The following is a 22,552-nucleotide window of genomic DNA, read 5'->3' on the forward strand; positions in this document are numbered from 1 at the left end:
GCTTAGCGGGACGCTGGCAGTAGCCAGTGCTCGTTGAGCCATTGAAGTTCGGCATCGAGTGCCTCACTACGGATGTCGAACGGGCCGAGCATCGGACCGTCAACGGGTGAAAGGTCGGCCATCCATTGGCCGTCGTCGGTAGGTTCAACGTGCGAACCGCGGCGTATATCGATGCTCCCGAGTTTGTGAAGCTCGATCGCTTCGCAGTACACGGTTCGCACAAGCCCAGCCGGCGTGACGACAATTTCCATGTCACCGCTCATCGGGGGCGTCGCTGGATGTTACGGCGTGGACGATCAACCAGCAGTTGATCCAAACCAGCTTGCACCGACGCCATTCGAGTGGAAACACTCTGGCGAAGTTGTTCACTGGTTCGCAGTTCTTGCGGCCCGACGCCGCTCACTGCCGCACGGGCCTGGCTGACCAAGTGATCGAGTTGCTCATTGGATCCGATGTTGAGAGATCGGAATCGATCGAAGAATTCGTTCAAGTTCGTCACAGCCGAGTCGCGGAACACTTTCGGTTTGCCGTCCTCTTGACCGGCGATTCGCTCGGTCAAGTGCTCGACGAGCTTCGCGAGCTCTTCCAAGAACGCTTGTTCGGCAAGTTCGACAGCCTCGACGAAGCGAGACTGCACGCGACGACATTCCGATTCGTAGACTTCCGGGTTGAGTTGCCGCAAATAGTTGGGCGGCTCAACAGCCGGAAAGTCATGCGTGATCGCGAACTCATCGACCAGCGTGGCTGGGTAATCGCTCACATCGAAAAGGTCGCCGAGTCGGTCACGAGCGGCTTCACGCATTTCAGCGAAATGCAGATCGAGTTCGGAAACGGCAACAGCCAACTCATCGCGAAAGACTTCCATCTGCGAATCGAAGTCACCGATGGTTTCACGTTTGATGAGCCGCAATCCCGGCTCGGGATAGGGAAGCGACACCGTCTTCCAGTACGACACCGCTCGCGATCGCACCGACGTGACGGCTTTGTACGCGGGATGGGTCGTATCGATCAGCTTCTTCGACGCCGACAGGTATTTTGACTCAGCGTCGAAGGAATCGGCAGCCTGAGTCTTCTGTTCCGACGTCAGCGTCTTGCGAACGCCCAGCCAGTTGAAACTGAGTCGGGCCGCAGCCATCGTTGACCGCAGTCGATCACTGGATGTGGTGACGCTTTGGGACGTCGGCTCTTCGAGGACAGTGGACATGTCAAAAATCTCCAAAAGAAAAGCCGGAAGCCGATCGTGATGATCGACTCCCGGCAGGGGTGGCAAAAAACGAATGGAAAGAACAGCTAGCGGTCGCTAGTTGTTCGGGGATTGCTGTCGCAATCTTGGGGGCGAATCTACTTCTCGATGCGGCTTTGATGGCCTACTTCTGGGACAAGCTCAGTGACTTACGAACGACCCGCCAGTTGAAGATCAGCCGGACGGCATCCCACATGAGGACACCGTCCGGCCATGGTTAAAATCCGGATTTTAAAAGCCGGATGTTAGAAAGGGATTTCAGTTGTTCGACGGTTCTCGATTGACGCGGCGACGAGCCTTTGGCGAACCGTTGGTCTGCTGATAGATGCCGGAGCGACTGGCCGACAGACATCGACCGCTGGCCCAGGAACGCAGTTGACCTACGGACTCTGCCGCCGTCACCGCCACCGGCACCACGTTCTGCGCGGACTGATTTAGTGGCAGATCAAGCAACGCTGCCAGACGGCAGCACGACTTGATTTCCGCCCCAGTCCAGTTGGTGTCATTGGGAGCACTCTGTGCGGAGTCGATTTCATAGAGATCCCGATAAAGCTTCCAAATCGCATCCTTCTCTTCACGACTTGGTAGGTCGAGAAAGAACACACCGTCGAAACGTTCGCTGCGGCTGAACTCAGGTGGCAGCTTCGAGACGTCGTTCGCTGTGCAAACCACGAACACATCCGACTCGTGATCATTGAGCCACGATAGGAACGTGCCGAACATCCGTGATGCGACTCCTGAGTCTCCACTGCCGTTCATCCCAGCAAACGCTTTCTCGACTTCATCGATCATCGCCACGCAGGGCGCCATCGCATCGATGATCTTTAGTGCCTGGCGAGTTCGCTCCTCCGACTGCCCGACGAGTGAACCCATCAGGCTGCCGACATCGATATTCAACACCGGGCGACCGACCTCCTTGCCGAGGGCTTTGCAGAATTGTGACTTGCCGCATCCTGGTGGGGAGAGAAGTAAAACGCCCCGCGGGCGATAGCGTGAGTTGCCTCGGTGCGACTGCAGCATGGCCCGTTTACAGAACGCCTTCAGTGCCGACAGGCCTCCCAGGCTGCTGAAATCCTCGCCGCCGCGGTATAGCGAAAGCAATCCGCTTTTCTTTAGCGTTTGGGTCTTCATTTCCCAAACCGCATCGGCAGTGATCCGTTCCTGACGAACCAGTGACAAACTGAAAGCGTTCTCCGCTTCCATGCGAGTCAAGCCCGCCGCAGCGTCGATCACCGTTTCAAGTTCGGAGTCTTTCGGCAATTCTCCCTCTTCGGTGGCGATTCCCCGGGCGATCTCATCGAGTTCCTGGCGGTTGGGCAGGTCATGCTCCATCACCACGAACATCTTTTCGAGTTCCGTCGGGATCTGCACCACCGGTGAAAGCACGACCACGATCGTGCGGTTCTGTTTGCCAGCCACGATCTGCCGTGCCAGCGCCTGGACGACTTCAGCGGACTGCAGGAACCGATGAAAGTTCTGCAGCACGAGTATCGCCGTGCTGTCGGGCGTGGCGAGTGCGCTGATCGACCGGATCGTGGTCAACGGATCGTTGCCGATCGTATCTTGCTGCGGTTGATCGGGAACGTTCAAGCCGGATTCAATGTCCCAGGTAGCCAGTTGCCACTGTTGATCGCGGCAGAGCTGAGCGATTTCGGTGAGGGCATCCTGGTGTTCGTGGGACTCGATCCAGATGCCGGTAAAACAGGCTCTCACGTACTCCGTGAGACGAGTGTTGAGTTTCAAGGTTGATCTCCTTGTTAGTGATGTTGTTGGTTGGATTGCTGCTGACTTGCCGATTGATGAAATTCAGCAGTCAGTTGCTCGCTGGTGCGTTGACCAAGTGCCTGTTCGATGAACTGACTAGCCTGACGGCATTGGCTGCCTGTAAAACCCTTGGTCTGGACCTGTGTTTGGCCCGTGGGCGAGACGACGATTTCGATGGTTGGCATCATGCGGCACCTCCCACCGTGACGGTTAACTTGATGGAGCCGTCAGCGAGTGACATCTCCGTGACGGTGTGGCCCTTCAGGTGGGCTTCCCGTTTTGCCTTCTCGACGGCGTAACCTTGCAAGAAGCGATCGAGTTGAACCTGCTTGCCCCAGTGGCCGCCGTAGTTGTCGTAACGGGCCTCGCCTGTCTGTGTGTCGAACACAGCCGGGTATCGCCAGCCGGGAAGGTTGACGATCACGCCGGTGGCCTCGCTGCTGAACAGCTTGACCGTGCCCCGCGTGGGTGGATCCAGTTTGAGACGCTGGCAAGCGGAACCGATAGCGACCTCGTCTCGAACTTCCGTTTTGATTTCCACAATGTGGCTCATTGATTGGTTCTCCTTTGCTTGAGTGAAATGGTTAAATCGGTGGCTCGACGTCATCCGTCGAGTCACCACTGAACAATGCGTGATTGGTTTCCTCGTCGTCGTGTTCCAACGCTGGACGCCGAGTCACAGGCCCCGGCAACAACCGTGGTTCATCTGAGGTCAGTTCGAGAATGAGCATCTCAGCGACCGCGGCATGATCTGGTTCCTGCGATTGCATCTGGCGGATCACAAACACCGCCACGACGAGTGGCAGCACGCACGCAATGGTCAGTCCCAAGTTCTGAATCACCGTCGCGATGATAGGATCTCGGTGACGTTGCGATGCGATATCGCGACGATCCTGTTCGAGCTGGTTATGGCCCGAGTAGATGACCGACTGCTGGTCATTAAGCTGCGAAGTCATCTCAGTTTGGGCGGCGATCAGTTCCCGGCGAGCTTCGGCGTCGCTTTTGACCAGTTCCTTCGCGGTTTCCGCGAGTTGGTGGCTTTCTGCGACGACGGCTTGGGACTGATCAGCGAGCCTTTCGTTCTGCATGCGTTGTTCGGCCATCGATTGTTGAGCGAACTCAGCAAGCCGTTCGTCGGATGAGTCACTGCACCCGACGACGCTGAGAATCAGCAGAGCCAGATACATCACGACGCACCGTGGACGGTTCATTTGCTTCACGAGGATTTCTCCATTGGGAAAAGACTCGGGCCAGGAGCGACTGCAGAGCACGTCTGAGTCGGATCTCCTTCGCCCAAGCTAGGGTGAGTAGCACGACCAGCACGCTGCTGGCCGCAAGAACGGCAAAGGCCATTGGGTCTCCTTCAAAATCGATGGGATAGAAACGAAAAAAGCCCCGCAATCCAGACATCTCTGAGTGAGATGACTGAACAACGGGGCTTGGAAGTGGGTTACGGGGACTCAGAAAATCTAAGTCTTCCCAATTAATAGTGACACCAAAAACGCCGAAATTCGATTTCTGACGCGGGATTTACGTGTTTTCTACGCTAATCAAGCTGTTTTCGGCTTTTCAGACTAAGTGGCTGAAACCGGAGCCTCAGAGAAAGAAGGCTATCGCTGTCTCTTTGACGCCAGCAGCCAGAGCATCCGTGATGTCGGTGCGGCAACCAAGAGCTTGAAGAGTGGGGCAAGCTGATCGGTGACATGCCCAGCGCGACAGCGATCCTGGACCGCTTCCTGCACCACAGCGACGTGATGCAAATCACCGGTCGGAGCTACCGGATGGGAAATCAGCTAAAAAGTTCAAACAGTACCAAAGCGCCAACCGGGTCGGCGACCGAAGAAGCTTAAGTCAAACAGTACCACCGAGCCGCTCCACGGCCCGGCCTCACCAACTGGTACCGTTTGAAGCGCCAATGAGTGGTACTGTTTCAGACGCAAATTGACAGCTAATCCCGTTCACGGTCACAGGGCTACCTGTGATCCATTCACCCTCACTACCTTTCTGTGTACGCTTCAACCAACGACTTCGGCAACACGCCTTATACGTTGGCTGCAACACTCGATACCGGGCGTGTGGCTAGCACTTACCCGGGCGGGATTCACACCCGCTTGTCAATCAGACCTTGCCAGTCCGCACGTGCACCGTTTGGTTCTGCTTCAGGTTCCGGATCGCACGCGGGGAGATTACTTAGCTCCGCGATCCTCGCTTTCCGTAGTTTGAAAGCTTGCTTTGACCCTAGCGTCTCGCCAGATTTTGAGATCATGTAGCTTAGGTTCCACGTACCATCGGCACCGAGAACGAATTGCACCATCTCCGCATTGAATCTAGTGGCAGCAGTTTCGGCAGTTTTACGTACGCGAGCAAGATCGGAAAACTCGAATGCGTGGACGATCAGATCCGCATCACGCGACCGCGCGACAAATTGAAGGTTTGGTTGTCCCTGAACATTGAGCACATAGGTAACAGGCCGATGATTGGGGACCATCTCAACGGCAGTTTTACGTATGGCAGCAAACATCGCCTCGAAGAAACTCTTTAGCTGCGGGTCGAGCGCATCAGCAGCCGCCTTGGTGATTCGATACCCAACCCAAAGCAATGAGGCATTTTTGCCGAGGTCGAAAATGACCTGTGGGTCAGGAATCTCAGATCGTCGCTCGCTATAGCCCGCCGTGAATCCATCGTGGCCTGACGCTCGTAGTTCGTCAAAGAATGCAGATGCCTCTTCAACGCCGCCTAGGTTGATGGGTTCAACACGAATGCAGTTCTCGTCAGTTGAATTGCGATGTATCCCAAGTGACAACGGTGCCGTCGTGGTTTCACTAGCTACGCGATACCCGTCGAGTCCGTCCGGAAGTGGCGCAGGCGTTGGTTCGTCGTACATTTCAGACACAACCACGAGCGAGTGGTAGCCGTCGTCAATCTCGCGGACCTCGCCCGCAATTGTGACGCCAATGGGCGGGCAGAGTATGTCGTGTTCGACCATTACGACCGGCTTGCGCTCCTTGGTGTTGAGATCGTCCGCCATTCCGCGCAACGCATTCTCCGTGATGATGGATTGTCCCACCAAGTGTGTCGTGGCGATTGTCTGTTGAATCAGTCGATCGTCGTCCATCAATCAATCCTCCATAGCAGAACGGCGGCGGTAACCGAGTCGCCGCCAAAAAACTATGACTTCAGAAAACACGCTGTCGGCGACTTCGGGAGAGTAGACCGGGGTCTCTTTGGTTTAGGTTACGCTTTGTGTTCACTGTTTGCCACTGGTTTCCCGTTGTGGTGTCATAATATTTGAACCTTGCCTCATTGACCCTCGGCCCCTCGCAGATCCGGACGTGCCGCGTTACAGCATCCGGCTCCCAGATGTCACCTGGTATCGCCCAGGCAAACGGGTGGCCACACTCTGTCGTGGTCAATCCGCGCGGGGGCGTACGCGCGGAAAAAACAACGTGGTGCGATCCAGACTCCCATTGCAAGAGAAATACTGCGATCCAGCCGAGTTAGCACCGAGTCTCCGTCACTGAGTACGGTCGGTGCCCGGTCTGGACCGCGTGTCATCCCGATCCGCTTCCCTGCTCCGATATTACTCGGCATGTCGCGCCCCGATTGGCATTCGGGCCGCTGCGGTACTACTGGATCGTCCGATTCCCTGAAAGTCATTTGTCTTCGTTGTTTATTCCACTTCTAGGACATACTCGATCGATCGAGATCGGAAGTCGCGAACCGATCAAGAACCTCAGGGCCTCACTGGTTGCCTGACTGACATAGTGTGTAGCGCGAGCGGGGCGCCGACTCCGGATCTCCACTCACAGCTTGCCGGTGGCGCTGTGAGCGATGTTGCCTTGGGGTATGCACAAACCTTGGGCAGATTCAACAGTTACAAAATTTCGGAGCTAATCCCGTTCACGGTCACAGGGCTACCTGCGATCCATTCACCCTCACTACCTTTCTGTGTACGCTTCAACCAACGACTTCGGCAACACGCCTTATACGTTGGCTGCAACACTCGATACCGGGCGTGTGGCTAGCACTTACCCGGACGGGATTCACACCCGCTTGTCAATCAGACCTTGCCAGTCCGCACGTGCATCCATTGGTTCCGCGGTGATCTTTTGCAGAGCTCACGCCGGCTCACGAGCCAGTCGTCTTGCATCGGTCAAGCTTTCAGCAAACAAACCTGCTTCACCACGCAATCGAGGCTCACGCATAGATCAAGCAGCATGAACGTCCAGAACGCGATGAGTGCGCAGTCGTGTTACGGCCAAGCGTCGATGGCCTGCGCGTCATCGAACCAGCACCGGTCGGCTTCACTGAGTTGACCGGTGACGCTCAGCATGAACACCATCTGCCCCGCCTCCGGTGGAACCTGCACGAGTCCGACAATTTCATGCATGCCTCCTGTCTCACTCGCCGGACTGGTGCCGACAAACTGCCTGTTCCGGGCGTGAGCGGTCCATGCGCCCTCGGCCGTCTTCCAGCCGATACCGAGTTTGGCGAGCCCGCGTCCCTCGGATTTGGCGCGGACACGCACCGCGTAGTAATGCCCCGGAGACACCTTTGGAGTGTGACCGACGACGCCGTCGAGCACGCCGCGCAATTCGACCTGGCCGTCGGTGCTGCGCACCTGGCCGTGGGAATCTTCTTCCTGCCATTGCCACCAGCCTTTAGGGACGCCGTCAGTGGCGGCGGCAAAGTCGCCGTTCGGCAGCAGATTCGGTGGGGACTCTTCCTGGCGAAACAGTTCGCGCGCGAAACCGACGGGATCCTTGGCGCGCTGAAGAGCGCTAATGGCCCCGGGCAGGCGTTCCGGCCACATCGGGTACTTGGGGTTGCCCGCTGGCCACCACCGAGCCGACTCCCCGTAGAGCCAAACGACCCCATCGCTGGCCGCAAGCGCCGAGGTGACATTGGCGGCCAGCCTGCTGGCGGGGGTGCCGCCCAGGCGGTCGATGTGCCACGAGTGGTCAGGTGGGTTGACGTGGGCATCCAGATACAGACTCTGGCCGACGCGGAACTGACGCTCCACCTTGACGCGGTGTTCGGGCGCGGCGAACTCCGGCAGCCGCAGCTTGAGCCGGGTGAACGCACCGTTGTAGGCCTCGGGTGAGTTGGCGCGATAGCCGATATCCTCGGTGCCCTCGATAATGCGCACCGTGGGCGGCATGACGTCGAGCCAACCATCGACGAAGGCCGGCAGCAGACCATAGGTCTCCGGCTCCAACGCTTGTTCGATATTGCCACTGTCCAACACGGCCAGCATGTCCGAGAACAGTCGATAGCTGAAGATGCTGATGTCGGGGAACTCCTCAGCCACAGCGGTCATCACCTCGCGGCCGCGCTGGCGGGCTTTGACCCCGTACTCGGCAAAGGTGTGTTGGTCGCACTCGGGCTGAGCGCGGTAGAGAAACTGCGAGTGGGGCTTGGTGTACGGTTCGGCATCGAACAGAAGGCCGCTCAGGCCGCCCTGCTTTGCCAGCCGCGCCAGCAGCCGACAATGCTCGACAATGGTTCGCCAACCGTCGTCGTCGAACCAGTCCACATCACCGGGGTTGGAGTACAGCATCAGGAAGTTCACGCGACAAGTCGTCGGCTTTGCCGCCTGCAGGTCCGCCAGCGCTCCGGCAAATTCACTCCAGGCCCACGTCTCGTCGGAGAAGGCATTGATCGCCGCCACCTCGCCCTTGTCGGCCGTCTGGCGTGTCGCCCGGAGAGTGGTGCCGTCGAACACACCCCAGCCTTCAAAAGTTGTGAGTCCTTCGCGGAACTGGCGAGGATTCGGCGAATCCCAGCCGGTGGCAATGAGCGGCGAGCGGGTGCGACGATTATCCGACTGTGCCACCGCGGGGCTGATCGATCCCTGTAACAGGGCTGTCAGCAGACCAATAAATACCAAGTGCGATTTCATCAGGTGTCATTCCTTGTGGGATTCAAGACCTAATCCGGTGTGGACATGGACTTGGGCAGCAAATCCGGCTATGTGCATTGGTTGCCTCACGAACTCGTGTTGGTTGCCGCGACAGACCACGGCCTTTCCGCACCGCGGGCCACGCCCGCCGCTGTTGTCGGTAGTTGTCTTCCAGTCGTCAACCGATTGATTAGATCGGGGAACGGCGGCGATATGCGGGCGGCGGCGAGTGACTTGCAAGCAGACGAAAAAGCGTGCCACCGCCGCTCCGTCATCATCGCATGGTTATCCGCCGATATGAATTCAGTCAATGAAGTGCGAAAACGTGCCGTAGGGATCGAGTACCAAAACGAGCACTGCAAGCGTGCAGCATGCGGCGTAGCCTAACGGATGAAAGAGTCGAAATCGACCAGAAGTACTGACGCCAGACAGAAGAATCGACATGAACAAACCAGCGGGTCCCCAGAGCAACGAAGTCATGTAGAGATATGCCGCAATGGTAAATAGCGAACCGATCAAGGTCGAAAAGTCGTGTAGCGTGGCACCTTGGTAGCCGAGAGTGCGGTGGAGGAACACGACGACGAAGATCAACAGTGTCGTGGAAATCGGAAGCAAGCAAGGCAATGCGGCGATCACATGCCGATTGGGTTGCTGGTTGTTTTCCATGGTTGTGGGCGAAGCTGTCGTTGACGTGTGCGCACCGCTCATCGTTCTGTCGGATAACGAATTGCGATCTAACGAATTGCGATCTATCCGCATGTCAGGCGTAGAAAAAGCTCAACTTTGTCGGTTGGGCTGCTCGCCTGACGTGCGGATAGATCGTGCGTTGAACTTTGTCGCCACACTGCTGGGCTCGCGTACCGAGTGATGCGGCGGTGGCGACCACGAACTCTATTCTATCGCGTAGTAGCCACCGGATTCTAGTCCTGGGAGCATTGCCTGGCTGCTTGGGGCACTCACTGGATCCAGCGTCACCGCCGCGACTGCGTATGCACCTTCTACCTGATGTTTCAGGTACCAGTCGTAAAAACCGTCACCATTGGCACCGTCCCAGAACGCTCGATCTGACCCTTGCAACGAACCGGAGTACCAGGCTGGCACCGTTTTGCTGCCACGTGAAAATATCTCTCGCCAAGATGGACGCGGAGTCGTCGATACCACTCGCAGGGTCGCCTGCTCGCAACGCGGGCACGTTGGCTGCGTCGATCTTGGTTCGATGGCCTCTGGTTCCGCGGGTGGAAACTCCATCGCGCCGACGGCATACGGTAGCTCGGCGGCGTTGATGTCATCGATGCAACGCTGCTGGTAACTCGCTTGTTGGCTATTGCTCCAACCACCAAAGTATCGTGTCTTCGTCAGCTGATCAGGCTGGATATGGATGCACCAACTACGTACGAATTCGAGTGTGGTGAGCGTCACCGGAACTTGCCTTGACTCACCGCCCTGCTTGGTTCCCTCGCGAGCCATGAACATCACTTCATCTTCATCCGCCGCGACGACGCGTGAATTGCTGATCGGACCGCCCGTTAAGTAGCGAGTCAGGTAACGCACCAAGTCGCTCGGCCCGCTCGATCCCGAGGGCGGCGGTTGGATGTAGCTGACCCACTCCAGCGACGAAAGATGTTCTAGCAGCAAATTCCAGGCAGCATCTTCCCGCAAGTCGCCAAACTCACTTTCTGTGTCGAGTTTAAGCTCGCCACGTTCTCGTAACCGTTCCAAGTGCGCGATCGCAAACTTACGAAACGACGCGCGAAGGTTGATCGCATCGACCAAGTAGTGACTATCACTGTTGTTAGAATCTGGCGGCGCCGTGCTGGTTTGCCAACCGGTGTTGTCAATGCCCGGTCCCGATCCGGGAACGAGAGCATGGACGTGCCAATGGGATTCCAGTTTTTGATTCCAAGTGTGCAGCACCAAGATCGCCGCAGGGTCATATCCCTGTTCACTGCGGATTGTTTTCTGAAGACTTTTCCAAGCCGATCGAAACAGCAAGTCCGCGAGCGACTCGCGATTGCTCAGAGCCAACCGCGAAAGTTGGCTCGGTAACGTGAACACGACTTGGTAGTAATCCACTTCGTCGAGCAGCAGCTTGCCTGCCCGCTCGGCAAAGTCATATCGTTTGCTGCCGCTGCATTGATTGCAGTGGCGGTCACCACAGGAATTGTGAACAAGACAAGTAGACTCGCATGTGTCGCACTGATATTTGTGCCCGCCCAGTGCGGAGGTGCGGCACAGCGACAGCTTCGCCAACACACTCTGCACGTTGTAGCAGGCTCCGCGATCACGATACTCGGCGACGTACTGGGCGGCACCGAGTCGAATGATTTGAGCTACGCTGAGCTTTTCTTCTGCTGCCGTTACTCGGCTGGATCGCCAGGCGGCTTGCTCTTCGGTTCGTTGGCCGGCTCCTCCTTGGGCGTCTCGTTGGTCTCCGGCTGGCAGTTCTCCGCGGGTGGTTGATACGTCGGCAGTTGCTGCACCGGTAACCAATCCAGTGGACTGGGCGTCGAGATCATGTGCTCTCGCCGGCAATGCAGATAAATCATCGTCGTGACGAAGCTCGCGTGACCGAGCAGCTTGCTGATCGTCAGCAAGTCCACGCCCGCTTCGAGTAAGCCGGTGGCGTAGGAGTGACGAAGCGTGTGAGGTGAAATTCGTTTGCGAAGCTTCGCCATACTGCCCGAGTGCTTGATCGCCTTGAGAATCGACGTGTGATTGTAGGGCCTGTCCGGCAGGTTGCCGGGGAACAGGAGAATGCTCGGTTTGTAGATCTGCCAGTAATCTCGCAGCTCGGTCAAGAGTCTCGGTGAGAGCGGTACTTGTCGATCTTTGCCTCCCTTGCCGTGGCGGATGTGAATTTGCATCCGCTGCGAGTCGATGTCGACGAGTCGCAGATTGGCCGCTTCGGAAAACCGCATCCCCGTCGCGTAGAGCGTCGTCAGGAAAGTTCGCTGTTTGAGGTTCTTGGTGCACGTGAGCAGCTCGTTGACTTCATTTCGGCTGAGCACAACAGGCAGCGTCTTAGGTCGTTTCCCAAACGGCACCATGGAGACCGGCCAGGGGGACACGGATCGAATGGGTGTAGAGAAACCGTAAAGCACAAACGGCTTGGTTGAAGCTGCTATATGCAAGATTCCTGTTTTCGATCAGGTAAAGCTGGAAGGATCTAACGTCTTCCGGGGTTGCCTGGTCCAGCGGCTTTTTTATGAAGTCACCAAACCGCTTGGCATGGTAGGTGTAAGCGTCGATCGTGGCGCCCGCCATGTGGCGGATCTTCATGTCTTCGGCGAGCCGCTGGGTCAGTGGGCAAAGACGTTTTTGGTAGGGAGTCATGCGTGGTATTCAGTAGTAGGCAACCTGCCAGCTCACGAAGTGCGAGTGGTCAAGCAGGAGACCCAGTACAATTGCCGTCACAAGAAGCGCAACCTCTTTAATCCCTTTAATCGTTAAACGGAAGAAATAGCTGTCGGTTACATCCCCTATAACCGGCCCGGTTACCGACGCCCTGATCCGCACCGACTTGACGGTGCAGGTGGAGCATCAGCCAAATGAATGGCCCGCGTGCTGATGGAGAATCGCATCAGGGGGACGCCACGGTGCGTCGGAGGCATCCCCGCGAAGACTCAGCGAGCGAAGCTGATCAACTCAGCCCACCACCCGCAAGGATGCGGCCAGCCAACTGGACACCTCACTCCAAGCACTGCACCGGAGCAATTCGATTAAGTTCAACGTTTACGATCAGCCGGCGGCGACGGAAGATCAACCATTTCAAAACGCCCGACTTCGCCGCTCGGTTGCATCGTTTGGTTCGCCGCTTTTGTGACCGACGTACAAACGTCAAGACGCGAGCCAAAGTAATACGATGATAATCGTAGGGGCGAGTGAAAACCATCCAGCAACCTGGAATCGCATCGCGTTGCCGGACGAATCCTGATTCACGAAATCGTTTCGATGCCCGCGATATGAGATAAAGGCCCCAGCGAATCCGGTCCCAAGAGTTGCAGGAAGCAGCATAGAACCGTACCAAGGATCGTAACCAAGTTTTAGGTTTTCGATAGCGACGCGGTAGAGCTGACCAAGCAACCACCAGCTCGTGATTCCAAAGCAGATCGATGCCAATAGCAGAACAATGGCACGCTGCAATTTCGCAAAGGAGATCAGGACCGAATGTGGGTTTGAGGTAGCCAAAGAATGAATCGATACGTACGTCGGCGAACGCCACCGATCACGGGGCGGCGACGAGAGAGTCTCTGGTGTCAAAAACGTGACTTCGCCGCTCCCGTGCAGTACGCCCAACGATGGGCGTGATCTTGTGGGGTGCAAGTCCCCTGTACTTAGTTCCGGTTCCTTCGAAGGGAGTCATCATACCAGATGGATAGCTCATAAGAAGCCAGTACGAGGCGAGGGCAACTGCGGCGAGGTGACAGACCGTGGGGAGGAAGCCTGCGAAGATGATCGATAAGCCAGCGAACCACACGTGCTGGACGTCTTCTCGCCAAGACCTGCCAGGTTACGAACAGAAACCTCATACGAGGCCGACGACTCCAGGCGAGCGGGCTGCTGACCGCGAAGCCGAACCGGAAGAAAGAGCGGAGGTAGATGAGGAGCTTGGGCAGGGACAGATCACGTGTCTCGGTGCGATCACATCAACCCGAGGCGTCCCTTATTTGGGGAGATCTCGATGCGTACCCGTGAGTAGGGCTTGCCCGAAAGGCGGGGCGGATGCGGCAACGCACTTCCGTGCAAAGAGAAGTCAGCAAACGTCGTAGTACCGAGCCTTCGCAAACCAGCGAAGACGGGAAGGACTGAACGTCACAAAACAAGGAACGAACCACCGATGACCTCTGAAGAGCCGAACGAAACGTGTCGCCAACTTCGATTGTTTGAAGACGGCGACGCATCGCAAAACATCCAGCGAGATGATTCGACTCGGGCGGGCATCGAGAAGTCAGCCTTGGGCGATGACGCCAACGAACTGATGGAGGAGATTGTCGACGATGTCATCATGGAGATGGCTTGGGCGAGAGTGAAGGCCAACCGTGGAGCCCCAGGGCCCGACGGGATTACGGTCCAAGACTTTCCCGAGTGGATCGCTTCGTGTTGGTCAGGCGTTCGACAGAAACTTCTCGATGGGACTTATCAGCCCTCAGCGGCGCGACGAGTCAGCATCGATAAACCCGATGGCGGCACACGCGAGCTCGGCATTCCAAACTTGCTCGATCGTGTGATCCAAACAGCCATTGTATTAGTCCTCACGCCGATCTTTGATCCGGAGTTCTCCGATTCAAGTTTCGGCTACCGACCCTATCGCTCGGCTCAAGATGCAGTCCGGCAAGTGCAGAAGATCATCCGCGGTGGTCGTCGCCGATGCGTTGATATGGACCTTTCAAAATTCTTTGACCGAGTCCAACACGACGTATTGATGGCTCGCGTGGCCCGCAAGGTCCGCGACAAACGACTGCTGAAGTTGATCGGACGCTACTTGCGAGCCGGCGTGATGGTCGATGGTTTATGCCAAGCCAGCACGAAAGGAACGATGCAAGGTGGCCCACTTTCGCCACTACTGTCGAACATCTATCTAGATGATTTGGATAAGGAACTGGAGAAACGGGGTCTTTCGTTCGTGAGGTATGCGGATGACTTTGTGATTTTCACAAAGTCCGAAGCTGCCGCACAGCGTGTATCGTCGAGCGTCGAACGTTTCTTACATGAGCGACTGAAATTGACCGTCAACCGCGACAAGAGCTCGATCCGCAAGACGGACGGGCTGGAGTATGTGGGCTACGAGTTTCGTGGCTACGGCGGCCAGATTCGCGTGAGTGCTAAGAAGCTCGACACATTCAAGAAACGCATTGCGGAGATCTTTCGTAAGAGCCGCGGTGTGTCGATGAAATCGCGATACGCGGAGTTCCGTTCTTATGCTATGGGTTGGCTAGGTTATTTCGCACTGGATCAGGTCAAGACAACGTTCGCAAACTTGGATAAGTGGCTTCGGCGACGGGTCCGAGCTTGTTACTGGAAGCAGTGGAAGAAGTCGAAGACTCGACTGAAGAAACTGATTTCGTTGGGCTTGTCTTATCGTGTCGCTCGCGGCTTTGCGATGAGCGGCAAGGGTGCCTGGCGTCTTTCCATGACGTCCGGCGTCCAGCGGGCCTTGTCCATCGAGTACCTGACTACCGAGGGCTTGTTTAATCTTGAAGAGCGTTGGAAATCGCTTGCATCCTTGAGGCGAACCGCCTAGTGCGGCCCCGCATGCTAGGTGGTGTGGGAGGGGTCCCGGGCAACCGGGCCCCTATCCCGATCGGGTTGGTTATCCGCCGTCATGAGGTTTCGCGTCCGCTCGACGGGCGATCCAGGAGGCAATCGTTGGAAAGCTCAGCAGCAAGGAATTCCTAATAACTTGTGACGTTGTTAATCGTTGAGTCTGGCGTCCGAGTGTTGGGTCGTCGTAGTTCTCTTTGTTTCGTGTAACGACAACCTTCCAGCCGATCTCAAGCGTGTTGAGGTCTTCATAGTACGTTTTGACATGGTGCCAACTCGGCAGCATACGCCTTAAGTGTTCCTCGATTTCCTTTGCGTCAGATTCGTGGTGAATCGCGGTGACCTCTAGGCCGTAGTCGTCGTGTCGAATATCGACGGCTCCGTAGTCAGAAAGCCATGTGTATCCATTCTCGGCCAATTCGTTGATCACGGTCATCCGAATGTCGAAGAGTTCCCCGTGGAAGTTGAAGCGTGGATTCATTTCAGTCGGATAACGATGGCCATCAGCGGGCACGAAGCGTGGACTTTCCACTGCAAAAGACCGCGCAAGCCGTGCTCCGTTGCATGGCTTGGTTCAAGTAAGCCGCTACCGCGGCGGGGAGGTTGTCGGTGATGCTGCGGCTACGCCGCAATTTCATTGGATCAACCTGGCCAGGAGGAACTGTTCGCTGTGAACAGCTCACAAACTCCTCCTGATTACAGGAAAATCACAATGTCTAAGTCACAGTCTAAACTCTCCGGAGACCAGTTTCCACGCGGTCACTTCTTTCCAGCCGATATTCGTCAGAAAATGAGTGACGATCTCAAGCTGACGGGCAAGTCCGAGCGGACGCACACTGCCTATCTGCGGGCGATTCGCCAGCTCTCCGATTTTGCCCAAAAGTCGCCCGACCGCGTCACCGAACACGATGTGCGGCAGTTTTTTCTCTATCTCAAAGATGATTGCCAGTTCGCCTATGGTTCGCTCCGGGTCGCACTCTCGGGCGTCAAGTTCTTCTTTGCTTATACCTGCAGGCGGAATTGGGATATCTTTGCAATGCTGAGACTACAAAACGTTAATGCGATACCCGAGGTGCTCTCGATCGAGCAAGTTGGGCGGTTGATCGGTGCGGCTACGAAACTGAGGATGTTCGTCTACTTTTGGACGGTCTATTCGATGGGCCTACGTTTGAACGAGGCTCTGCATCTCGAAGTCACTGACATCAAGGCGGATCGGGGCGTGGTCCACGTTCATCGTGGTAAGGGGGCCAAGGATCGTTGTATTCCCTTGCCGCTCTCCACGCTCGCGCTGTTGCGTTCTTACTGGCTGACCCACCAGCATCCCACGCTGCTCTTCCCTGCTGATGGTCGCAATCACTCGCTGGGAAAAGATAGCGTCAGTCAAGCCACAAACACGATGAGTGAATCCGCGGTTCAAGGGGCGATGAAGAAAATCGTCAGAGAATTGAAATTGGGGAAGGGAATCTCCATTCACACGTTGCGGCACTCTTATGCCACGCATCTGCTTGAAGGAGGCGTGAGCTTGAAGGTGATCCAACGGTATCTCGGTCATTCGTCACTGAAAACGACGATGATCTATTTGCACTTGACGGATCTTGGGGAAAACAACGCTCGTGAAATTATCGAAGCACTGTTCGGTAAGTTGCCTGGAGAAACCGGCGACGCCATCGAGAAAGCCGCCAGAGAGAAAGCTGCCAAAGATGAGCCTGGCCCGAACGATGTGGATCAGGTGAACGATGATGAAGACGACGATCATGACGGGCCCGCCGGTTGCATCGTGCGGGTGTAGCGTCGCCTGAGCGATGCCCACGGTCGCGGAGGCCTTGCGGCGATTCGCACCGGCATACTTGAAGCAGCATTTCGACTCAATCTCGGTCGCTCAGGACAAAGTGCTCGGCGCGATCACGCGTTGCCGCACCGGCGCTCTCGGTGGTGTTCACTACGAGTGTATGGGTTGCAAACGTGAGCACTGGGTCGGTCGTTCGTGTGGCAATCGGCATTGTCCGAACTGCGGTCACGAGAAGACGCAGGTCTGGATCGAAAAACAGTCTGCCAAGTTAATGCCGGTTCATCACTTCCTGGTCACTTTTACGGTGCCTAGGGAGATTGGCTGCGTGCTGCGCGGGTCTCAGCGAGAAGGCTATCGCTGTCTGTTCGACGCCAGCGCAGAGCATCCGCGACGTGGGCGCGGCGACTAAGAGTCTGAAGGGATGCAATCTCGGATTTTTCGGTGTGCTACACACTTGGGGTCGTGATCCCTCGATCTATCATCCACATATTCACTACGTCGTTCCTGGCGGCGGGGTGAAGCTGGATGACCAGGGCCGAGCGGAATCGTGGCAGAGCACGCCGAAGAACTTTCTGTTTCATCACGGCACGTTGGTGAAGGTCTACAAAGCGAAGCTGGCTGACGAACTACGTGCCGCGGGTCTCTATTCGCAAGTCGATAGTGCGGTATGGACAAAGAAGTTTGTGGTCGACATCCAGGCCGTCGGCCATGGTGTGCCGACGCTGAAATATCTCGCTCCGTACGTTCATCGCGTTGCGATCAACAACAGTCGGATCATGGACGTCAATGAAGAAACAGTGACGTATCGAATCCGCCGCAAGGGTAACCGGATGGAGACGAAGACGGTTGCTGGTGGGCAATTCGTGGAAAACTTCCTGCAGCACGTGTTGCCAACGAATTTCATGAAGATCCGTCACTACGGCTGGATGAGCGGTAACAGCAAGATCTCGCTGACGGAAGTGAAGTGGCTCGTGTGGATCATGTTGGGCTGGACGTTCTGGCTGGCGAGTGGTCACGCGCCGCAACCCGAGAAGTTGACTACACCGATGAAGTGCATCGACTGCGGTGGCGAAATGCGTGTCGTCGAAGTGACGTATCAATCACTCAACTCTCTTGGCGTCCGTCCCGAACACGCGTTGACGTATGACGACAGCGGATAAGCGATGAGCCATCGAGTTGACATGACCGTGAAAATCAAAACGTCTGCAGGAGGGCGACGGGTGGAGATATGTCGAAACAGTGTCCGAGTCAGGGGAAACCACTGTTTCGTGTCAATCATCCTGGAGTACTCACGTGCGAGCATGCATCATTGGCTACAGTGGAGCTGGGTAATCATACCACGCCACTCACCATGGACCGCCATCGCGTGCGCCAGAGAGATGGGTGCGACAGCAAAGCTCAAGGGGCATTGGGCAAGCACCGGGCTTCTTGAACATAGGACTTGAACTTCGGCTAGACGCTCGCGGTTCTAACTGCGACGGACGAAGTAAATCTGAATAGAAAGTGACTCAACCGTCGCGTCTACGCGAAGTCAAATCTTTATTGGTTACCCGTTCTCAATTGCCTTCGTAAGCGTACCGCGATCGCTAGTGCTCGCAACCAGTGAGGCAGCAAACAGCGCGACGAGTATACCAAAACACGGATTGACGACCGCAGCCACTTCGTAGTCCCAGCCGCTTCCAACCGGGACTGCATTTGGTCCATCGTAAGTGACGTTCTCTGCAATCCAGTACGACCAAGACGTCGGGAATGATTGCCAATTCGCGGTTGCCATGGCGAAAACGCCGTACGTTAAGGTGTAACTCTGAAGTCTTCCCTCAGCGTGAAATGCGGTCACGAGTCCGGCGCATGCGGTCATCAGGTGAATCAAGTGAGCCACGTCGCCTGCAAGATGCGATGGATTTACAACCAACGCGAAGGCGGCTGCAAACGCAGTAATGAGCAACAGTAAGGTGAGGAGGGTGAATCGCACAAGTGTTTGAACTGGGCGGGCGAAAAGAAACTCAGTCGGGTAACGGCACCAATCACGCGGTTGCGGCGAGTGACCTTACCTTTGGAAAACGCGCGACCCGCAACTCGCGTGCATTGGATTGTTATTTGGCCATTTCGATCAGTTGCTGAATTCTACTGTGTGCCAGTCTCGCATTCTCAGTACCGACGTCGCTCGTCTTGATTGGAAATCCCGACGGCCCAGCTAAGAAGACGAACAAGTATCCGCCCGTCAGAACGGAACGGTCAACGGCATTCCAATTGTATTCAGCATGACCAGTTGGTCCATCAGATACGAGGTGGTCATCATTGATTTGCATTGAATACTCACCGAAAGACTTCGCATAAGACGATTCTTTCATCTGCCTTTGTGCATAACGGCGAATTCTCGCGTCAAAACGGCGAGGAGCCACAATTAACCACCCGATCATTGCGACAAGGAAAACCGCGCTTGATGGCAACGAGAATCCAAACTGCCATGTAAAAAAAAGCAAGATCGGTAACAAGAGTACCGGAAGAGCCCATCGCGTTCGATTTCGCATTCGTTGATGTGACGGAGAGTCTTTGTAGAACTGCTCGGTCATGGCAAGCGATTCCGGTTCAGACAGAGTGAAGGTCAGTTTCATCGTGAACTTGTACGAACCCTATAGAGGCGACATCAATCCAAATAACGGCGGCGATATGCGGGCGGCGGCGAGAGAGTCAACCACTGCGAGAACGGCGACAACGCCGCTCCGTCATCATCGCATTGTTATCGCCCGCTTGCAGTGGAATTCGGGTCATTTGTCTGTGTTTCTTACCTCGCATACGTCCGCGCATCAATCTTCGTCGCTCGTGTTCTCGTCCCAAAAAGAGTCAGTGTCAGGCGGTGTAATCCAGTCATCGCCGAATAGATTTAGGTCAGGAGAGGCAATGCAATCCGTACCTGGATAGTTCAGAACCCAGCCCTCGGTCGACATCCCTTTGAGTCGTGCGCGTATGAATGAGAACGCTAAAGCAAGTGATTGAAGCGAACCGTCGCCACGGATGTATCGCGGTTTCAATAGTCCGTCAAATTCGACGAGTGTCCGATACGTAGTGTCGTTTGGAGAGTGAGGATCGGGTTCAGGTTGCGAGACGGCGATTAGGATCACACGAGGCGATTCCGAAACGTTTGTGGCACCAAGCTTACATTCCGCGATGCGTGTCATGTGGATTTTTCGATGCGATAACGATCGCGATAACCGAGTCGCGGCGATTGATTCTCAATTGTCAAAACGGCGGCTCCGCGACTTCGGTTCATCGCATGGTTCCCCGCCTAGTTGCGTGTTAGCAGAAGTTTTCCCGGACTATTCTCGGCAAACCGCAGCACTAATTTAACAGACGTTGAGTCCTTTGTGCCGGAAGCCAAAACCCAACCGGTACCATTCGTTTTTGGTTGACCTTGAATCGAAAGCGAATTTGAGTCCACGATGCCATCGAGGTCAGCCCCGTAATAGCCGTTGTCAAGTGCGTCGAGCTTGAAGACTACGCGACCGGTTAGCATGTCATCTTGCAAAAAGACGGCGCGCACGACCCGACCGCGTTCAAAGGTCAGCACCGTAGTTGTGCCATCGTCTGTAACGGCATCAAGGGTTATGCCGCGATCGTAGTCGTCAAGAATGCGCCATTCGTGTATCCCAAAGGCTGCCTTGGTGCGAGAGTCCTTCGTGCCCTCAACCTGGTGTTTGCCACAGCCAGTAGCGGAAAGCCCGGCAAGCATGATCGCGAACAGTACGGTCTGGCGATGAATTGTCATTGCGGAGAGTCGCGTCAGTCGGGGAACGGCTGCGATATGCGGGCGGCGGCGAGCGACTCAACCACTGAGCCAACGGCGACCAACGCCGCTCCGTCATCATTGCATTGTTACGAGTCGTTTAGTGTAGCGTAGTGCCCACAGGCTTCCCCGCAGCTTCGATCCGACACGAGCACTGCGTTACAGTCACCAATTGATCAGGCGTCGAACAATGCCCCGCAGGGCAGGCGTTGGTTGATGCCCCGCAGGGCAGTGTTGCTTCATGCCCCGCAGGGCTGGCGTTGGTTGTCACGACTCGGCGTCGGACGATGCCCCGCAGGGCACACTTGGCTTCAACATCAACTTGATCTCGTAACGTCGACGATCAGCTGGCGGCGACAGTTGATCTGCCACTTCAAAACGCCTGACTTCGCCGCTCGGTTGAATCGTTTTTGTTACCCGCCAGTTTGAGCGAAAGTTGATTCGATCGCGGGCGGTGGAGCAATGTCGATCGCCACGGCATCGTTGGGAGCGGCGAAAGCCATTGGGTTGATCATCCAGGCGGTGTAGATCACGCCAAGCACGGCAACAGTAAGCAGAACCAAGTTTGATGCAACTGGAAGCCACGCCGATGCGGTGCGTTTACGCCGATAAAGGAAGAACAAGTAAATCGACGCCAATCCGATGAACACCCAGGTGAACGACGATAGATAGTCGGAGATTACATGAGCACGACTGAAAAGTGGAGTCTCAGGAATCGCAAACCGAGAGTAAAAGTCAACTACGGTCGGGCAGATGAAGACTGGGACGAAATACAGCGTGAGCAACGCAAGGGCGTGGACCATCGTCAAACCAAGCGACGAAAGACGGGATGGCGTCCGATCAGCATGAGTGTCCATCGGTGTATCCAGTTTGAGCTAGGAAGAGCATTGGATTTTTGTCGGGTAACGGCGGCGATATGCGGGCGGCGGCGAGCGACTCAACCACTTCGAAAATGGCTACCAACGCCGCTCAGCATCATCGCATTGTTACGAGTCGTTCAGTGTAGCGTAGTACCCGTGGGCTTACCCTCGTCTTCGGTCCGCATTGAGCACTGAGTCCCAGTCACCGATTGATCAGGCGTCGGACAATGCCCCGCAGGGCAGGCGTTGGTTAATGCCCCGCAGGGCCTGCGTTGCTTCGTGCCCCGCAGGGCAGGCGATGGTCGTCACAGCTCGGGCGTCGGACCATGCCCCGCAGGACACACTTGGCGTTTCATCCACACTCGTCTTCAGTCCGGCTTGGTCTCGTAACGGCGGGCATAACCGAGTGGCGGCGAACGATCTTCGACTTCAAAAACGATGACTCGGCCACTTGGGTTCATGCCATGGTTCGTCGAGTCATTTATCGACATCTTGAATTGCGTGGCAGGTGGAAAGCCTCCGTTGAGTGTCATTTCTGAATTCTAGCAAGCTGACGTAGTGTAAACCACCGACCGGTAGTAGAAGCAACCAACATTTGAACGCCAAACGTAGCAAGAAAGCAGGCAAGCAAAAGGTTGTTCAGGTTGATTGGCAAAGCAAAAGACCAGCACATCCAGAAACATGCGAATCCAAACGCTGCAGCGATCACTCTAAATGGCCATCGCGTGTTCGCAGTGTTTGGTGGTCCGAAATTTGAGTTAACATTCATCCTACGCGTCGCGTCCAGTTCAAACATCTGTTTGTGTTCAGGTGGCATTGTGAGACTGGCCATCAACTATCGTCGACGAACGGCGGCGATATGCGGGCGGCGGCGAGCGACTCAACCACTGATCCAAAGGCGACCAACGCCGCTCCGTCATCATTGCATTGTTACGAGTCGTTTATTGTA

At 56.0% G+C, this 22,552-nt stretch carries 22 protein-coding genes and 1 pseudogene; 4 read left to right on the top strand and 19 right to left on the bottom strand.

Annotation, left to right across the window (positions count from 1 at the left end; translation table 11 throughout):
• Positions 1-2: 2 nt before the first annotated feature.
• The 6 genes from SH410x_RS29270 to SH410x_RS29295 form a co-directional block, all read right to left on the bottom strand.
• Complete coding sequence (locus SH410x_RS29270; protein WP_473673267.1) at positions 3-263, bottom strand: hypothetical protein; 261 nt, start codon at positions 261-263, stop codon at positions 3-5.
• Positions 260-1,204: a hypothetical protein gene (locus SH410x_RS29275; RefSeq protein ID WP_473673269.1), complete on the bottom strand. Its 945-nt coding sequence runs from the start codon at positions 1,202-1,204 to the stop codon at positions 260-262. The genes SH410x_RS29270 and SH410x_RS29275 overlap by 4 nt, the downstream gene beginning before the upstream one ends.
• 297 nt (positions 1,205-1,501) lie before the next feature.
• Positions 1,502-2,986, bottom strand: coding sequence for an AAA family ATPase (locus SH410x_RS29280; RefSeq protein WP_473673271.1), 1,485 nt, complete (start codon positions 2,984-2,986; stop codon positions 1,502-1,504).
• Positions 2,987-3,000: 14 nt separating this feature from the next.
• The gene (locus SH410x_RS29285; protein WP_473673273.1) at positions 3,001-3,192 is read right to left on the bottom strand and encodes a DUF2997 domain-containing protein; all 192 of its coding nucleotides are present in this window, start codon (positions 3,190-3,192) and stop codon (positions 3,001-3,003) included.
• The gene (locus tag SH410x_RS29290) at positions 3,192-3,560 is read right to left on the bottom strand and encodes a DUF1257 domain-containing protein (protein ID WP_473673275.1); all 369 of its coding nucleotides are present in this window, start codon (positions 3,558-3,560) and stop codon (positions 3,192-3,194) included. Before SH410x_RS29290 ends, SH410x_RS29285 begins: the two co-directional genes overlap by 1 nt.
• A 31-nt stretch (positions 3,561-3,591) precedes the next feature.
• Positions 3,592-4,227 (bottom strand): hypothetical protein, encoded by a 636-nt coding sequence (locus SH410x_RS29295; protein WP_473673276.1) that lies wholly within the window; start codon positions 4,225-4,227, stop codon positions 3,592-3,594.
• 483 nt (positions 4,228-4,710) lie between these two features.
• Here SH410x_RS29295 and SH410x_RS29300 point away from each other — a divergent pair, with 483 nt between their 5' ends.
• A complete protein-coding gene (locus SH410x_RS29300; protein WP_473673278.1) occupies positions 4,711-4,857 on the top strand; it encodes an ATP-binding protein in 147 nt (48 codons plus the stop codon).
• A 251-nt stretch (positions 4,858-5,108) separates the two neighbouring features.
• Here the strand turns inward: SH410x_RS29300 and SH410x_RS29305 are convergent, their stop codons facing one another.
• The 6 genes from SH410x_RS29305 to SH410x_RS29330 all read right to left on the bottom strand — a co-directional run bounded on the left by SH410x_RS29305 (position 5,109) and on the right by SH410x_RS29330 (position 12,242).
• Positions 5,109-6,122 carry a hypothetical protein gene (locus SH410x_RS29305; protein ID WP_473673280.1) on the bottom strand — a complete coding sequence of 338 codons (1,014 nt, stop codon included), beginning with the start codon at positions 6,120-6,122 and terminating at the stop codon, positions 5,109-5,111.
• Positions 6,123-7,259: 1,137 nt separating this feature from the next.
• Positions 7,260-8,909: a hypothetical protein gene (locus SH410x_RS29310; protein ID WP_473673282.1), complete on the bottom strand. Its 1,650-nt coding sequence runs from the start codon at positions 8,907-8,909 to the stop codon at positions 7,260-7,262.
• 303 nt (positions 8,910-9,212) lie between these two features.
• Positions 9,213-9,575 carry a hypothetical protein gene (locus tag SH410x_RS29315; RefSeq protein WP_473673284.1) on the bottom strand — a complete coding sequence of 121 codons (363 nt, stop codon included), beginning with the start codon at positions 9,573-9,575 and terminating at the stop codon, positions 9,213-9,215.
• 225 nt (positions 9,576-9,800) lie between these two features.
• Positions 9,801-11,351 (bottom strand): IS91 family transposase, encoded by a 1,551-nt coding sequence (locus SH410x_RS29320; RefSeq protein ID WP_473677435.1) that lies wholly within the window; start codon positions 11,349-11,351, stop codon positions 9,801-9,803.
• Positions 11,267-11,977 (bottom strand): tyrosine-type recombinase/integrase, encoded by a 711-nt coding sequence (locus tag SH410x_RS29325; RefSeq protein ID WP_473673286.1) that lies wholly within the window; start codon positions 11,975-11,977, stop codon positions 11,267-11,269. Before SH410x_RS29325 ends, SH410x_RS29320 begins: the two co-directional genes overlap by 85 nt.
• Complete coding sequence (locus tag SH410x_RS29330; protein ID WP_473673288.1) at positions 11,931-12,242, bottom strand: site-specific integrase; 312 nt, start codon at positions 12,240-12,242, stop codon at positions 11,931-11,933. Before SH410x_RS29330 ends, SH410x_RS29325 begins: the two co-directional genes overlap by 47 nt.
• A gap of 1,504 nt (positions 12,243-13,746) precedes the next feature.
• Here SH410x_RS29330 and ltrA point away from each other — a divergent pair.
• Positions 13,747-15,150, top strand: a complete 1,404-nt coding sequence (ltrA, locus tag SH410x_RS29335) for a group II intron reverse transcriptase/maturase (RefSeq protein WP_473673290.1) — start codon at positions 13,747-13,749, stop codon at positions 15,148-15,150.
• Between the two features lie 69 nt (positions 15,151-15,219).
• Here ltrA and SH410x_RS29340 read toward each other — a convergent pair whose 3' ends face one another.
• Positions 15,220-15,651: a hypothetical protein gene (locus SH410x_RS29340; protein WP_473673292.1), complete on the bottom strand. Its 432-nt coding sequence runs from the start codon at positions 15,649-15,651 to the stop codon at positions 15,220-15,222.
• Positions 15,652-15,882: 231 nt separating this feature from the next.
• Here SH410x_RS29340 and SH410x_RS29345 point away from each other — a divergent pair, with 231 nt between their 5' ends.
• Positions 15,883-16,959, top strand: a complete 1,077-nt coding sequence (locus tag SH410x_RS29345; protein ID WP_473673294.1) for a tyrosine-type recombinase/integrase — start codon at positions 15,883-15,885, stop codon at positions 16,957-16,959.
• Positions 16,960-16,972: 13 nt separating this feature from the next.
• A pseudogene (locus tag SH410x_RS29350) lies at positions 16,973-18,119 on the top strand (IS91 family transposase).
• 386 nt (positions 18,120-18,505) lie between these two features.
• Here SH410x_RS29350 and SH410x_RS29355 read toward each other — a convergent pair.
• The 6 genes from SH410x_RS29355 to SH410x_RS29380 all read right to left on the bottom strand — a co-directional run bounded on the left by SH410x_RS29355 (position 18,506) and on the right by SH410x_RS29380 (position 22,136).
• Entirely contained in the window at positions 18,506-18,931 is a 426-nt protein-coding gene (locus SH410x_RS29355) for a hypothetical protein (RefSeq protein WP_473673296.1), read from the bottom strand.
• 121 nt (positions 18,932-19,052) lie between these two features.
• Positions 19,053-19,268, bottom strand: a complete 216-nt coding sequence (locus SH410x_RS29360) for a YcxB family protein (protein WP_473673298.1) — start codon at positions 19,266-19,268, stop codon at positions 19,053-19,055.
• Between the two features lie 498 nt (positions 19,269-19,766).
• Positions 19,767-20,138 carry a hypothetical protein gene (locus SH410x_RS29365; RefSeq protein ID WP_473673300.1) on the bottom strand — a complete coding sequence of 124 codons (372 nt, stop codon included), beginning with the start codon at positions 20,136-20,138 and terminating at the stop codon, positions 19,767-19,769.
• Positions 20,139-20,245: 107 nt separating this feature from the next.
• Positions 20,246-20,725 carry a hypothetical protein gene (locus tag SH410x_RS29370; RefSeq protein ID WP_473673302.1) on the bottom strand — a complete coding sequence of 160 codons (480 nt, stop codon included), beginning with the start codon at positions 20,723-20,725 and terminating at the stop codon, positions 20,246-20,248.
• 431 nt (positions 20,726-21,156) lie between these two features.
• Complete coding sequence (locus SH410x_RS29375; RefSeq protein WP_473673304.1) at positions 21,157-21,600, bottom strand: hypothetical protein; 444 nt, start codon at positions 21,598-21,600, stop codon at positions 21,157-21,159.
• Positions 21,601-21,971: 371 nt separating this feature from the next.
• Complete coding sequence (locus SH410x_RS29380) at positions 21,972-22,136, bottom strand: hypothetical protein (RefSeq protein ID WP_473673306.1); 165 nt, start codon at positions 22,134-22,136, stop codon at positions 21,972-21,974.
• Between the last annotated feature and the right edge of the window lie 416 nt (positions 22,137-22,552).

The organism is Rhodopirellula sp. SH410 (assembly GCF_055811895.1).